The sequence below is a fragment of the Nostoc sp. FACHB-110 genome, from assembly GCF_014697425.1.
GTDB lineage: Bacteria > Cyanobacteriota > Cyanobacteriia > Cyanobacteriales > Nostocaceae > Nostoc_B.
Window position 1 is genome coordinate 34432 of record NZ_JACJRU010000038.1, and the last position, 14743, is coordinate 49174.

A 14743-nucleotide genomic window follows, 5' to 3' on the forward strand; every position below is an offset into this window, starting at 1 on the left:
GTTTTACATTATGTAAGATACAACGTTAATAAGTAGAACTCAAAAGTCAAAAATCAAATATCGACAGAATTTGATTATAAGCTTTTGTACTGATTTAAATCGTGAAGTTAAGTGTGTTAATGAAGTATCAAAAAATGAAGTTCACCAAATAAATTTCATACTTCATACTTCACACTTCATACTTCATCCTTACAGGAGCTTTTATGCAACAAATTCCTGTTTCACTATGGACGCTAGTTGCTGGTATGGCAGTTACAGCGTTTAGTGTTTGGGTTGGTCAAAATCACGCACTATTACCAGTACAAGCATCACAACAAGCTCCTTTGGTAGATGGATTTTTTAACATCATGTTTACCATTGCGATCGCTTTATTTCTGGTTGTAGAAAGCACCATTCTGATTTTTTTAGTAAAGTTTCGTCGCCGTCGCGGTGACGAAACCGATGGTTTACCAATAGAGGGCAATGTTCCTTTAGAAATTTTCTGGACAGCTATCCCATCAGTGATTGTGATTGGCTTAGGCATTTATAGCGTAGATGTCTTTAATCAGATGGGTGGTTTGGAGCCAGGAAGTCACGCCCATTCTCCGGCTCATGTTGCCCATAGTTCTGGAACTGCCCTAGCCGCTACCCTCAATGATATCCCAGAACCAACTTCAGCCCCAAGCATTGGCCTTGGTGCGAGTCGAGGAGAAAGCAAACCTGCGGATTTGGTAGTGAACGTTACCGGAATGCAATTTGCTTGGATTTTCGAGTATCCCAACGGTGGCGTTACCACTGGTGAGTTACATATTCCTGTAGGTGCTGATGTGCAGTTGAATTTGTCAGCCCAGGATGTGATTCACGCCTTTTGGGTTCCACAATTCCGGGTGAAACAAGACGCACTTCCCGGTATCCCCACTCAATTGCGCTTCACCGCCACTAAAACAGGTACTTATCCCGTCGTGTGTGCGGAACTGTGCGGTGGCTATCACGGTTCTATGCGATCGCAAGTCATCGTCCACACACCAGAAGAATACGATAGCTGGTTGAAAGAAACCCAACTCGCCCAAAAACCAGACTTGCAAAAAGCGATCGCAATTAATCCCGCCGACTTATCACCCTCCGAGTTCCTTGCGCCTCACATCCAACACCTGGGCGTGAGTGCAGCAACTCTAGAGTCAATAGTCAAAGGTCAATAGAAAGTATGAAGTGTGAAGTATGAAGTATGAAATTTTTTATCCTTCATCACTTTAGGCTTCTTTGTTTAGGAGTCAACGGTAAAGAACGAATGACAAATGACCAATGACTCATGACTCATGACAAATGACCAATGACAAAGCGCAAAGTCTGAACGGAGGCTTCCTCCGATCAGAACTTTGTAAGAAAGGACAAACTTATGACACAAACAGACTTACCTCGGAACACACCGCCCGATAAAAATCCACAAGTAGCCGTTACCCATACTGCACATCCCAAAAAGTGGAAATGGTACGACTACTTCACCTTCAACATTGACCATAAAGTAATCGGGATTCAGTATCTAGTCACGGCGTTTTTGTTTTACCTCATCGGTGGATTGATGGCTATTGCCATTCGCGCCGAACTCGCCACCCCAGATGCGGATATTCTCGATCCCAACCTATATAACGCCTTCATGACCAACCACGGGACAATCATGATTTTCCTGTGGATTGTTCCCAGTGCGATTGGGGGATTTGGCAACTATCTAGTACCGTTGATGGTTGGTGCTAGAGATATGGCATTCCCCAAACTGAATGCGATCGCTTTTTGGTTAAACCCACCAGCCGGATTATTGCTGTTAGCAAGTTTCTTCTTTGGTGGTTCCCAATCAGGTTGGACAGCTTACCCACCACTGAGTTTAGTTACCGCGCCAGTTGCCCAATCTCTATGGATTTTGGCGATTGTCTTAGTCGGTACTTCCTCAATTTTGGGTTCCCTAAACTTTGTCATCACCATCTTAATGATGAAAGTCCCCAGCTTGAAATGGGATCAACTACCCTTATTTTGCTGGGCAATCTTAGCCACCTCAGTACTAGCACTTCTCTCTACACCTGTGTTAGCTGCGGGTTTGGTATTGCTGTTGTTTGACCTAAACTTCGGCACATCCTTCTTTAAACCAGATGCAGGCGGTAACGTTGTTATCTATCAACACCTTTTCTGGTTCTATTCTCACCCGGCAGTATATCTGATGATTCTGCCAATTTTCGGCATCATGTCCGAAGTCATTCCCGTTCACGCCCGTAAACCAATTTTCGGATATAAAGCGATCGCTTATTCCAGCGTCGCCATCTGCGTCGTCGGATTATTCGTTTGGGTACACCACATGTTTACCAGTGGTACACCCGGTTGGATGCGGATGTTCTTCACAATTTCTACCCTCATCGTTGCTGTTCCCACTGGCGTAAAAATATTTGCTTGGGTGGCGACCCTCTGGGGTGGAAAAATCCGCTTTACCAGTGCCATGCTATTTGCCATTGGTTTATTGTCGATGTTCGTCATGGGTGGTTTAAGCGGCGTAACAATGGGAACAGCCCCCTTTGATGTTCACGTCCACGATACCTACTATGTAGTCGGACACTTCCACTACGTCTTATTTGGTGGTTCCGTATTTGGTATTTACGCAGGTATATATCACTGGTTCCCCAAAATGACCGGACACAAGCTAAACGAAACCTTGGGTCAGATTCACTTTGCCCTCACCTTCATCGGGACAAACCTTACCTTCTTACCGATGCACGAATTAGGTCTACAAGGTATGCCCCGACGAGTCGCCATGTATGACCCCCAATTCACTAGCTTGAATGAAATTTGTACCATCGGCGCATTCATCTTAGGCTTATCAGTCATCCCCTTTACCATCAACATACTGTGGAGTTGGAGTAGAGGCGAAGTTGCTGGTGATAATCCTTGGCGGGCTTTAACCTTAGAATGGACAACCAGTTCACCCCCATTGATTGAAAACTGGGAAGTCTTACCCGTAGTCACTCACGGCCCCTACGACTACGGCCATAGCCCCGAAGCACAACCCACCGCAACACCTGAAGTGAGTGCGTAGTTATAAACCTAACCCCCCAACCCCCTTCCCTCGTAGGGAAGGGGGAGTCAGATAGATTCCCCTCTCCTCTTAGGAGAGGGGTTAGGGGAGAGGTCAAAATTCCCCCCTGAAAAATTCAGATGGTAAAAATATGACAGTCGCCACACCCAGCGAACACCACACCGAAGAACATCATCCAGATTTGCGAGTTCCGGGATTATTAACCTTCCTCATCTCCGAATCTTTAATGTTTGGCGGATTCTTTGCCACATACTTGTTCTTTCGCGGCACTACAGATGTCTGGCCGCCAGAAGGAACAGAAGTAGAACTACTCGTTCCGACAATTAACACCATCATTCTGGTGTCTAGCAGCTTCGTCATTCACTTTGGTGATATGGCGATTAAAAAGAATAACGTCGCCGGAATGCAATGGTGGTACAAAGTGACCGCCGTTATGGGCGCAATGTTTTTGTTAGGTCAAGTGTATGAGTACCTAACCTTGGGATATGGCATGACAGCCAATATCTTTGCTAACTGCTTTTACATCATGACAGGCTTCCACGGATTGCACGTATTTGTGGGACTGTTATTGATTTTAGGAGTACTGAAGCGATCGCAACGTCCCGGCCATTACTCCGCCACCAAACACACCGGCATCGAAATGGCAGAAATTTACTGGCACTTCGTAGACATCATTTGGATTGTTCTTTTTTCTTTGTTGTACATTCTCACACAGTTTTAAGTGATGAGTAGGGTGTGTTACCGCACAAAGTGATTCAATGTAAACACATATCTTGCACGCCTGCGACTGAAGTCGCAGCTACACAGACAAAACCCCTTCGGGTTCGGGGGTTCGCAATCGACGGGAACCGCCAAGACTGCGACCCCCTCACCGCCTGCGCGGGTTCCAAACCCTTGATATTGCGTTAGTCCGCGTAGGCGGACTTCGTTTGTATAGCCGCGAATTCCATTCGCTGGGGCTAGGTGCAAGATGTGAATAAAGAAAACTATTCTTTCTGCCGTAACGCACCAATCAATTCGGTGCGTTACGCTGACGCGATAACACACCCTACAAATTTCACACTTCATACTTCATACTTCACACTTCATACTTCATACTTCATACTTCACACTTCATACTTCACACTTCATACTTCATACTTCATACTTCACACTTCAGAATTTTTATGGTCGATACCAATAGATTTTCTTGGTTTCAAGTACCAGAAAATGTCAAAAAATTACTAATTCTCGCTGCTGATACTTGGCATAATAATTCTGAATCCGAGAAATATATGCAACAAGCCATCACCGAAGCCGGAGAAAATACAGACATTTTAGTTTCAGCTTATAGATATTTTTACTACAAAAATAATTATTCTCTCGCCTTGCAAACAATAACCAAATTATTAGATAAAATTAAAAAAGCAGAAAATTTTCCGGAAAGTTGGGAACAGCTAAAACCCATACTCATAAATCGGAGGGAAGAAAACCAAATCAGATTGTATTTAAATGCCTACTCTGCTACTGGTTTGGTTTTAGCTAAATTAGGAAACATCGAACAAGCCAAACAAATCAGCATCAGGGTACAAGAAATTGACCCTAAAAATGATTATGGTGCTGGTATCCTGCTGGATATTTTGACACGTCCAGCAGAAGAAGAAGATTGAAATTTTAACTTTTTCTTTTTGTTTTGTTCCGTCAAATACCTAGCAAAACTCAACAGTAAAAATTTACAAACTATGATGAACAATTTTTCTTTGTCCAAAACTTTTGCTACATTTGCCATGCCTGACAATCCACTACCCACTACTATTAACTTATCCCCTGTAAGTCTTCCCGATACCAGTTCTCCTTGGTATGCAGCACCTATAATTGTTATGCCTTCAACTTCTCAATATAAATTCTAAAAGTTATGCAAGGTAGGGATTGGCTACTTACTGGAGACGGTCAGTATCAAATTTGTAAATCTGTCAGAGCATGGGATTTATTGCGAGAAAATTATCGCCTCTATCGTTTTTTGACTGAGGTAGAAGATGTTCTCAATGGTGTTGAGGATGAATCTAGCCGTCTACCAGAAATTAGGATGTTGGTGAGGCGCTTAATTGCCAATTCCTACTGGGTGAGAAGTCAACATTTAGAGCCTTGCCCCAAAACAGGAACTTCTGTTCTTCTCTTATACGATGAATTGGGTTTTCCGTTAACTGTCCAAACAGTAACTTTTGCACCAGGGACAACTTCAAATATTCATAATCATGGCACTTGGGGAGTTGTCGCGGTGTTAAAAGGTCAAGAAAAAAACACTGTTTGGCGACGTACAGATAACTCAACAACTTCAGCTAAAATTGAACAAACAGGAGAAATAATTTTATCTCCAGGAGATATTGTGAGTTTCACTCCTGATGCAATTCACAGCGTGCAAGCAGTCGGTGATGAACCCACTGTAACTTTTAATATTTATGGGGAAACTGATCCAAAACAAAGATTTGAGTTTGATTTAGTTACCCATACGGCAAGGAAGTTTTAGTAGAGGGGTGTAGGAGAAGAAAGGGTGTACTTCGACTGCGCTCAGTAACCAGGGTGTAGGGGAAGATTGTGTGACTCAGCATTTTTAACCACAAGAAAATCTCACAAACATAAACATCTTTCCCTTATACCCCTACCCCCCTACACCCCCTAATTTAGAGTGGAATCTGCGTAAGTCCTAAACCATAAAGTGGATTAGGAGCAAGCACAATGGCAAGAGTAATTTTTTATGAAAAACCAGGCTGTAAAAATGGTACTAGACAAAAAGTGTTGCTGACGGCGGCTGGTCATGAAGTAATTGCATACAACTTATTAACCGAACCTTGGACGATTGAGCGCTTACGGTCATTTTTTGGTAATCGCCCTGTATCTGAATGGTTTAATCGGGCTGCGCCCAAGGTAAAATCAGGCGAGATTGTTCCCGAAAATATCGACGCGGAAACCGCCTTGGTACAGATGTTGCGTGATCCGTTATTAATTCGCCGCCCTCTACTTCAAGTAGGCGATCGCCGCGAAGTCGGTTTTGAGGTCGAAAAACTTGACGCTTGGATTGGCTTAAAACCTGTTGATGAATCCTTCCAATCTATGAGTGAAGACCTGATGAGTAAGGATTTGCAAGGCTGCGCCCACGGTGGTAATCACCACCATGAACACGGCCACGGTCATGGTAATTGTAAACATTAAATAATGTAGAGACGCACAAATATGGGCGGTTAGAAACCGCAGCTACACAGACAAAACCCGCCTACGCGGGTTTCAAATCTTTAGTCCGCGCAGGCGGACTTCGCTTGTGTAGCCGCGAATTCCATTCGCCCAAGCTTGTTTGTTTCCTTTTTTACTTCTCAACTAAGGCTCAAATCTTGAAACATTGCGGTGCTGAGGTAACGTTCACCGAAGGAAGGCTGAATCATCACAATCAAACGACCAGCATTTTCTGGTCGTTTTGCTACTTGCAATGCAGCACACAAAGCTGCACCTGAAGAAATACCTGATAACAAACCTTCTTCTTTGGCTAACCTGCGTCCGTAAAGCATGGCTTGGTCATCGCTAACTCGGATGACTTCATCCACCAATTCCAAGCGCAGGACATCGGGGACAAACCCTGCGCCAATACCTTGAATTTTATGAGGGCCTGCTTCGCCACCAGAGAGGACAGGGCTATTGCTGGGTTCAACTGCGATCGCTTGGAAACTGGGTTTACGTTGTTTCAATACTTCGGCTATTCCGGTAATTGTTCCGCCAGTCCCAACCCCAGCAATCACAATGTCTACTTCCCCGTCTGTATCTTCCCAAATTTCTTCGGCGGTGGTGTCGCGGTGAATTTTGGGGTTAGCTGGGTTACGGAACTGTTGCAGCATATATGCGTCTTGTGTGTTCGCTACAATTTCCTCGGCTTTGCGAATCGCGCCCCGCATTCCTTCTGGGCCTGGTGTTAACTCTAGTTTTGCACCATAAGCACGCAGCATTGAGCGGCGTTCTTGGCTCATGGTTTCTGGCATAGTTAGAATTAGGCTGTAACCACGGGCGGCGGCGACCATTGCCAAGGCGATTCCTGTGTTCCCAGAGGTAGGTTCGACTAAGATAGTTTTTCCTGGCTTGATTAAACCCTCTGCTTCGGCGTTATTAATCATACTTACGCCAATCCGGTCTTTTACAGAAGCGGCTGGGTTCATCCCTTCGAGTTTGGCAACTATCCGCGCTACTGCACCTTCGGCTTGAGGTATTTTATTTAGTTGAACTAAGGGAGTTCTACCGATTAGTTCTGTTATATCGTTAGCAATTCGCATAAATTAACTCCTAAACCTTTAATTTTAAAGCAGCCTATTTACTTATAACTATCATTTTTGGGGAACTGTTGAGATGAGCGATCGCCAAAACTATTTACTCTCACTAAAGCATAAATATGTAACACCCATAAATAATTTTGGTTAATTGACACCTGAATTTGGATTTTTCACTACCATTGGCTGCAAATTGTCTGATTTAAGTATTTGAAAATACTAAACTTCAGTTAGTTTGCAGGAACTTAATCAGATTATCTTCTGTCTAATAAACCAATAACATAAATAGCATTTCCTATTTTTCAACAGATTAGAAACCAAATCAACGTCTTATTTGACAGTTTGGCAAAATATCTCGAAAACCAGACACAAAGCTCTAAAATGTAAGTTAAATACAGCAGAATAATTAACTCATCAAATCTTGATTTTTTGCCTTAATTTAATTGAAAAATCACTAAATATTAGCTATTTAAAAGATTTATTCTTTGGCTTGAGTACAAAATTTATTCATTAAAAACAATCCTAAAAAATCGTTTTTCACTCTATCCTGTCTAGATTTGAGGCTGAGTGCAAAACTACCAGACCCCCTGATCAGCAATACTAGTCCCTTGACCCGAAAATACTCGTCCCCATACACCAAGTAATTTTTGAAATTCTTCTATAGTCAAGATTTGACGGCTTGAGTACAAATTTAATCAATTTAATAAACTTAATCTGCACCAAATAAACAGCCATACAAAAATGCGACTGATATAAAACATATAGGATTTACGCAGAGATTCCCCTCTACCCCCCGAAATTTTCTAGCTTGCTAGCGAACTAGGGGGGACTTCTTAACTCCACATTTTGATTTTTGGGTAAGAAGGCGTTAATTGAGCAGGTATAAAAAGATAATTTTTATCAAAACCAGTAATTATCCAATAGCTAATAAATATCACGATTAAATCCCCGAATTCATTATGAGTTCGGGGATTTGAAAGCCAATAAGTTTGACAAATTCACGATCTAAAACTATTTAAATTAACTTCTAATATCTCACCTCTAGCCTCTAGTTTCTGCCTAGCCAAGGAGAGCAATAATGAAAGTCAAACTTTTAAATGTTCTCACAGTTTGCATTGTGACATTAATCGTAATTTCTCCAGCAATGGTAGTCCTAAGAGTAGTTTGGGAAAAACATGGAGAGTTAGTTAAGGCACAGAATCTAACTTGTGAAGTTAATAAGATTAACAAAGTCAATCAAGCCTTGTATCCTCCGGTAACGGCTGGTATTAATAATTGCGATCGCTACATCGTGAACCAACCGCTCACAACTGATTCTATCTATAAATTTGCCATTATCCTGCAATGGTTTATCTTGCTAACCCCTATATGTATTGGGTTAGGAATTCTTGTATACGACAGGTATCTAGCGCATCGCGCCGCCGTATTTCAAGAACAAGTAGAAATGTTAGAAAGACTTTGGCAACAAAGCATTGAACAATAACCAATCCACCTTACACAATTACAAAATATTATGACTGAAGCACGGCAAGCCCAATATTTTGATTTAATTGATAAATTACTCAAATGTCCTAATGGTCAAGAACCAGAAATTTTAGAAGCACATTCAGAATTAATTGACGCTAATTTCATCGAAGCAATAGCGAGAGTTGCTACAATGTTTGCCCACGAGGGTAATCAAGATGGGGCTAAATTTTTATTTCACGTAGCCCGTGAACTTGCTAAACAATTAGGTTTATATCCCGATTTTAATAATTCCGAAGCTGCAAAATCTGAAGTGCCTAACAAGGAGTAATCATGCTACTGACGGCTACTGATGCTGGACATATAGCTTTAGAGTTTCTCTTAGCAGACTGGAATATTCGTGACGAATATAGAGAGTGGTTTACTATTATCAAATCTCGTTTAGTTGGCGAGTATTGGTATATTGTCGAGTTGGGTGTAGAAGGTTTTCCTGATAGATGGTTTATTCAAGTCTACGATACAGGAGAATGCGACCCAAGCTATACATTTATTTCTCCTATCAGTGGTAAAGAAGGATTTGCTGATTGCTCTGATTTACCGGAAATGGTGGCGGAAGTATTAGTAGCAGAAAGAAAATATCGATAATCGGCGTTGCATAAATGCGGGATGAATTGAGATGTTTAACAAAAATAAAATATTGATTCTTCGCGCCTTTGCGCCTTTGCGCGAAACAAAAAACATCCCACTAATCAGCAATGCCCGATAATCAATCTGTTGTCGCATAACATATATCAAAAGTTGGCAAATTTTATAACCACGGCTTATTTAATAAGCCGTGGTTTTTGGATTATAAATAAATTAACTATCTCTACTATCTACTTCTAAAATCAAAATTAATTTATCATATTTTCTATATATTTTTTCACACAAAAAGCAATATAAACTACACTTTATGTCATGCTTAGTTGACAAATATGTGTTATATTAAATATCGTGATGAACGCTACAGAAACATCAGCTAAAATGATTACTGAAGATATCATCGCTCAAGAATTCAAACGAATTGTCAGCGAATATTATCCAAAAACTGGTGAACTACTAGACGGGTGTCATGTGAAAGTCATCACCTGTTTTTGGGGAAGACCTCCTAGACGTTTGCAATACATAGGTATTTATTGCTCTGAGGAAATGTTGCCCCACATTAGAGAACAACAAAAAATTCTCAGAGACATAGCAGACAATATGGGATTAGTGCAAGTTGTTTGTATGAATGCGAAACGCTTGATTCGAGACCCTAAATCAAAGCTGAAAGATACCGATCCACGTTTATGGTTGGAGTTGCAAATGGTGGCAACCTAAAAGTAGTAAACAATGAAAATTGGACTTTTCTGCAATTACGAAAATCATCATCAAAATGCCCGTCGTGCTATTTTTGAGCAAGTCGCTTTAGTCAGACAAGCTGAAAGCTTAAACTTTGACGAAGCATGGATAAGTGAGCATCATTTTAGTGAAGTCAATCTCAGTTCTGCCATGCTGGTATTGATGGCACATTTAGCGGGTGTCACTTCTAAAATTCGCTTAGGTACAGCGGCGGTTTTATTACCATTTCACAACCCAATTCGCGTAGCAGAAGATATTGCTACGTTAGATAATTTGTGTAATGGCAGACTATTATTTGGAGTTGCCAAAGGCGGGCCTTTTCCTCAGCAAAATAAACATTTTGCGATTTCTATGGGAGAATCTCGTGCCAGAATGTTAGAGGCTGTGGCATTGATTCAAAAGCTTTTATATGAAAAAGAAGTTTCATTTTACGGGCAGTATTATCAATGCGATCGCCTCACAGTTTATCCTAAACCTTTGCAACAGCAAATCCCTGTCTATATAGCCAGTGGTGATGAAACAAGCATTGAATTTGCGGCTAAAAATTCCTTTAGCTTAATGGGGGGGCCACCCTTCGCGCTAGAGAGATTGAAAAAAACACTCAGCCGATACCGAGAAATTAATCCGAGTGGTGCAGATAAATTTGTCTTAGCGCGGTTCTTTTTTGTCAGCAGCACTAAAGAAGCTGCTATCAACGAAGCAATGCCTTTTATCCGCCAATTTAGCCAAAAAATGCAAGCTAATGCGGCAGTAGTAATGCAGAATATTTCCTATAACGGTCATAAACCATTTGAACGGACAAACATTTGTTTTGACGAAGACTATTTGATGGAAAACTCAATCATTGGTGATGCTATCACTTGTCGAGACAAAATCAAAAAATTTCAGGACGAATTGAATCTAGGGACATTAGCACTCAAACCCGCATCGTTTGATATGCAAAAAAACCTTGAAAGTTTGCAGTGCTACAACCAAGAGGTACGCAATTATGTCTAAATTAAACCAGCTTCCACCCGATGATTTACCACCAACTAAGGTTACAAGAGAGGATGGAATGCTGCACTTAGAGTTAGAGCAAGCGATTGGCAGATGTTTTTATTACAGTTGCGATCGCATTACGCAAGCTCTACTCAATAATTGTCAGTGGTATCTAACAGATAAAAATACAAAAGTTTTGTTAGTAATTGATTGCCCTGACATCGTATCTTACTGGCATATTGTCAGTAGTATTCCTCAGTTAGGTAATAGATTAGAGAGATTTACAACTAATGCTAAAATCAGAGTACATCCACCATTTGGTAAAGGTGCGCCACTAGAAATTAGTGTGCATGAAATAGCCGCTTATCGAGATTGGTTATAGAGTATTCAAAAATTTGTTAAACCCAGTTATTCGTAAAAAGCTGGGTTTTTCTTGATCAAAATATTTCGGGTTAAGAAGATTTTATCGAACCGTTCCAGGCACAGATTCATAAGATTTTGAGAGAAATTTTAAATAATGTAGAGACGTTATGTATAACGTCTCTACGAAAGTTTATCAACAAAAGATTAACGATAAACCAATAGATATTCATCTAGGAAACTGCACAAACACCTTTTCACCTTTAATTTGAACAGGATAAGCCTGCAAAGGTACATCAGCCGCAGTCAGACATTCTCCTGTTGCTAACTGATATTGAAATCCATGTATAGGACAGGTGAGGATGCCATTTTCTACCTGACCTGTGTCTAACGGCGATGCTAGATGAGAACAAGCATTGCGATAACAGTTAATGCGATCGCCTTGTCGATATAAAATTAAGGCATGACCAGCAACCTTAGTAGCAAATATATCTAAATCGGAAACCTGATCAATAGTTGCTACTTTCACCCAAGCCGCCTTGATTTGTGGAGAGAAGGGGCTAATTATATTAGTATTGCTATTATCTCCTGTTGGGCGATCGCTAACTGCAACAACCTGATTAATTTCTGGACAATGATTTTTAATTGCTTGTTCTACTCCCTGAGTTAATGTCAAATTAGAAGCCGGACAACTACTACAAGTACCAATCAATTTAACTTCTACAGTATCTGGCGGTTTAAAGGCGACTAATTCTATATCACCCTTATGGCTTTTTAACCCTGGGCGTACCTCTTCTAAGGCTGTTTGAATCCGTTGTAATATTGGTGGTAGCGGTGGTTTAACTAAGTCGTGATATAGCAAAACTGCATACACGACTTCATCATCAGCCGCATGACGTAATGCTGACATAGACTCTTGCTTGAGACTCTTAATCAACCGCGTCAATGCTTCTTTATGTAAATCCTCAATTGCCCTTTTTAAACCGACTGCTACACACCTTTGGCTTTCATCCCAATCGGATATAATCGCTTCAAAACGATTAATTTCTGCAATTAATTCCTCAAGTTTTGTCATTAGTCAATTAAAGTATGAAGTATGTTCGCCCCTGGCGTTCCCGCAGGGTAGGATGAAGTATGAAATTGTTTGACTATTGACTAGCAAATTACTTCGTTTTGAAATCTTTGAGGAGGAAAGGCATAACCATACCTGTCACTAAACTAGACACGGTAATGGGAATACATAAAGGAGTTGCTATTTGGACAAGTAGCAGTAGTGATAGCAAACCAATGCTGACTCCGATGGTAGTTTGGCGAATAAAATAGGCGGGGTCACGTATGAGTTTGCCTTGAAGAAATAGCTTGGCTGAATAAAACCCAATTTTCAACATTATGCCTCCTAATAGTTAATCAGCAAATTGATTACTGCCAGACCTAAAATAATTGCCGGAATAGCACCAGCCGGAGCGAAAAATGCACCTAGCATGGCTGAAAATGAATAACCAATATCTTTTCCCGCTAAGATTATGCCGCCGATCGCACCACCAATCATAGATATAATTGTGGCAATGATTATCCAAACAAATCCAGTAACTATATTGATGTCGCTAGACACCATACTTGTCAAAAAATCACTCATCTCTAGTTATCCTTTTTAATTAGCTGTTTTCTAGTCCCTACTCTCTACTCACTACTCCCCCAGTTCTGATTTCTGCTTCTACATCTTTCAAAGCCTGAACTACTACATCTGCTTGGTCAAGTTGTTGATGTTGCGTAAAAATTGACCAAGCTTCTTGATAGTATTCTCGTGCCTGTAAGAGATTTTTGGGATTCCCTAATTCGGGTTTTTCTGGTTCGTCGGGTAAGTTGAATAAAGCGTTAGCTTTGTTAGAGATTGTATTAGCGTATTCTAAAGGTGTATCTCTAGCATTACGCACTTTGAGGGCTTCATTATATGCAGCGATCGCTCTGATATTATTGTCTACAGGATGGGAACTTACTAAATATTGCAAAGCATTACCCAAGTTGTTTTGCAACATCGCATATTCTCTCGGATGCTCAATCAGATTAATATGCTTGAGAGCGACTTCAAAAGATTGCACGGCTAACCCTTGACGCAAGTATTCCCGTTCTGATGCCATTGGCATTGAGAGGTACGCGATCGCAATATTGTTGTATAAAATCGCGTACTCTTGGGGGTAATCTTGCCAAGTAAACACCCGCAACGCTTCATGATAAGCTTGGATGCTGTCGCTAATGCGCGCCAAATTATGCGGTGCTAACGCTTGCAACACCAGTCCAAAATTCATCTGTGTCTCTGCAACTTCTTCTGCAGAGGCTAACTTTTGTAAGATGGGCAACGCTTCTTCATAACCCGTCTTCGCTTGTACTAGCAGTTCCATACCCGCATCAGGAATTGCTTGTAATGTACCAGCCATCCCCACCTGGGCGCGGGCTTTCAGTAGAGGATATTCCTCACCACACATTTCATAAGCCCGATAATATAGCGAAACTGCATTCCGCAAATCTTGGGCAGTTTTCGGCTTTTTTTGAAAGCCTTGCGCCATCTCAATCAGCATCTCGATTTTTTCTGCTGTTGTGGCTGACTCGGAGGTGATAGCCGCAACTGCCGCCTTTACTGCTGAATCTGTAATGCTAGGTGTCATAAATTACCATACTCTAGCTATTTGAGGAATTTAGTTTGCAACACCCATGAAAGATAGAACCACATCCTCACTCAAATCAAAGGTTATGCTGATTGACGCAGGCTTTGATTCCCACCACTTAAGATTTAATCTCTAATATCTAGTTGCCGAGATTAAGTACATCAATTTTTTTACTATAAAACAATCTATTTAGAAATTTCTAGAGGGAAATTAACAATATTATTATCAAATTTAAATACTTCCTTATTCAAAAATATTTTGGTATCACTAGCGAACATAATTCTTATTATTGAAATATAAATTTCACAGATAAAATCAGTAATTTAGTAAGAAAAAATACACTTATATTAGGTAATAAAAATCAGACTTGAAAGTATTTTTTTATTAAAGATAAAGCTTACCATAAATATTTTTCAAACTTCCATTTCTCCGTGAACTCTGAGCCTCTGTGGTTTGTGCCGTAGCTCATACGTAATTTATAAATTACAAATAAAATCATCTAATCCTTGACAAATAAATCATCTAAACTTAAATTAATAATCAGCTTATCAACATCA

Annotated in this window: 18 protein-coding genes; 13 read left to right on the forward strand and 5 right to left on the reverse strand. The window is 40.7% G+C overall.

Annotation, left to right across the window (positions count from 1 at the left end):
* Positions 1-203: 203 nt before the first annotated feature.
* From H6G69_RS25960 to H6G69_RS25995, 7 genes are all read left to right on the forward strand, one after another.
* Positions 204-1178: a cytochrome c oxidase subunit II gene (locus tag H6G69_RS25960; RefSeq protein ID WP_190692005.1), complete on the forward strand. Its 975-nt coding sequence runs from the start codon at positions 204-206 to the stop codon at positions 1176-1178.
* A 197-nt stretch (positions 1179-1375) separates the two neighbouring features.
* A complete protein-coding gene (gene ctaD, locus H6G69_RS25965; RefSeq protein ID WP_190692006.1) occupies positions 1376-3055 on the forward strand; it encodes a cytochrome c oxidase subunit I in 1680 nt (559 codons plus the stop codon).
* Between the two features lie 130 nt (positions 3056-3185).
* Positions 3186-3776 (forward strand): heme-copper oxidase subunit III, encoded by a 591-nt coding sequence (locus H6G69_RS25970; RefSeq protein ID WP_190692007.1) that lies wholly within the window; start codon positions 3186-3188, stop codon positions 3774-3776.
* A 445-nt stretch (positions 3777-4221) separates the two neighbouring features.
* A complete protein-coding gene (locus H6G69_RS25980) occupies positions 4222-4704 on the forward strand; it encodes a hypothetical protein (RefSeq protein ID WP_190692009.1) in 483 nt (160 codons plus the stop codon).
* A gap of 72 nt (positions 4705-4776) precedes the next feature.
* Positions 4777-4944, forward strand: coding sequence for a hypothetical protein (locus H6G69_RS25985; RefSeq protein WP_190692010.1), 168 nt, complete (start codon positions 4777-4779; stop codon positions 4942-4944).
* A gap of 5 nt (positions 4945-4949) precedes the next feature.
* Positions 4950-5561 (forward strand): cupin, encoded by a 612-nt coding sequence (locus H6G69_RS25990; protein ID WP_190692011.1) that lies wholly within the window; start codon positions 4950-4952, stop codon positions 5559-5561.
* A gap of 209 nt (positions 5562-5770) precedes the next feature.
* Positions 5771-6244: an ArsC/Spx/MgsR family protein gene (locus H6G69_RS25995; RefSeq protein ID WP_190692012.1), complete on the forward strand. Its 474-nt coding sequence runs from the start codon at positions 5771-5773 to the stop codon at positions 6242-6244.
* Positions 6245-6402: 158 nt separating this feature from the next.
* Here the strand turns inward: H6G69_RS25995 and cysK are convergent, their stop codons facing one another.
* On the reverse strand, positions 6403-7347 hold the full coding sequence (cysK, locus tag H6G69_RS26000) for a cysteine synthase A (protein WP_190692013.1): 945 nt from the start codon (positions 7345-7347) through the stop codon (positions 6403-6405).
* Between the two features lie 1072 nt (positions 7348-8419).
* Between cysK and H6G69_RS26005 the strand changes: the two genes are divergently transcribed.
* From H6G69_RS26005 to H6G69_RS26030, 6 genes are all read left to right on the forward strand, one after another.
* A complete protein-coding gene (locus tag H6G69_RS26005) occupies positions 8420-8824 on the forward strand; it encodes a hypothetical protein (RefSeq protein ID WP_190692014.1) in 405 nt (134 codons plus the stop codon).
* Positions 8825-8854: 30 nt separating this feature from the next.
* The gene (locus H6G69_RS26010) at positions 8855-9136 is read left to right on the forward strand and encodes a hypothetical protein (RefSeq protein WP_190692015.1); all 282 of its coding nucleotides are present in this window, start codon (positions 8855-8857) and stop codon (positions 9134-9136) included.
* Positions 9137-9138: 2 nt separating this feature from the next.
* The gene (locus H6G69_RS26015) at positions 9139-9450 is read left to right on the forward strand and encodes a hypothetical protein (RefSeq protein WP_190692016.1); all 312 of its coding nucleotides are present in this window, start codon (positions 9139-9141) and stop codon (positions 9448-9450) included.
* 351 nt (positions 9451-9801) lie between these two features.
* Positions 9802-10164: a hypothetical protein gene (locus tag H6G69_RS26020; protein ID WP_190692017.1), complete on the forward strand. Its 363-nt coding sequence runs from the start codon at positions 9802-9804 to the stop codon at positions 10162-10164.
* A 12-nt stretch (positions 10165-10176) separates the two neighbouring features.
* The gene (locus tag H6G69_RS26025) at positions 10177-11181 is read left to right on the forward strand and encodes an LLM class flavin-dependent oxidoreductase (protein ID WP_190692018.1); all 1005 of its coding nucleotides are present in this window, start codon (positions 10177-10179) and stop codon (positions 11179-11181) included.
* Positions 11174-11545, forward strand: a complete 372-nt coding sequence (locus H6G69_RS26030) for a hypothetical protein (RefSeq protein ID WP_190692019.1) — start codon at positions 11174-11176, stop codon at positions 11543-11545. The genes H6G69_RS26025 and H6G69_RS26030 overlap by 8 nt, the downstream gene beginning before the upstream one ends.
* Before the next feature lie 207 nt (positions 11546-11752).
* Here H6G69_RS26030 and H6G69_RS26035 read toward each other — a convergent pair whose 3' ends face one another.
* From H6G69_RS26035 to H6G69_RS26050, 4 genes are all read right to left on the reverse strand, one after another.
* The gene (locus tag H6G69_RS26035) at positions 11753-12598 is read right to left on the reverse strand and encodes a NifU family protein (RefSeq protein WP_190692020.1); all 846 of its coding nucleotides are present in this window, start codon (positions 12596-12598) and stop codon (positions 11753-11755) included.
* 88 nt (positions 12599-12686) lie between these two features.
* On the reverse strand, positions 12687-12911 hold the full coding sequence (locus H6G69_RS26040; protein WP_190692021.1) for a hypothetical protein: 225 nt from the start codon (positions 12909-12911) through the stop codon (positions 12687-12689).
* Positions 12912-12919: 8 nt separating this feature from the next.
* A complete protein-coding gene (locus tag H6G69_RS26045; protein ID WP_190692022.1) occupies positions 12920-13159 on the reverse strand; it encodes a hypothetical protein in 240 nt (79 codons plus the stop codon).
* A gap of 37 nt (positions 13160-13196) precedes the next feature.
* Positions 13197-14186, reverse strand: coding sequence for a hypothetical protein (locus H6G69_RS26050; RefSeq protein WP_190692023.1), 990 nt, complete (start codon positions 14184-14186; stop codon positions 13197-13199).
* Positions 14187-14743: the final 557 nt, after the last annotated feature.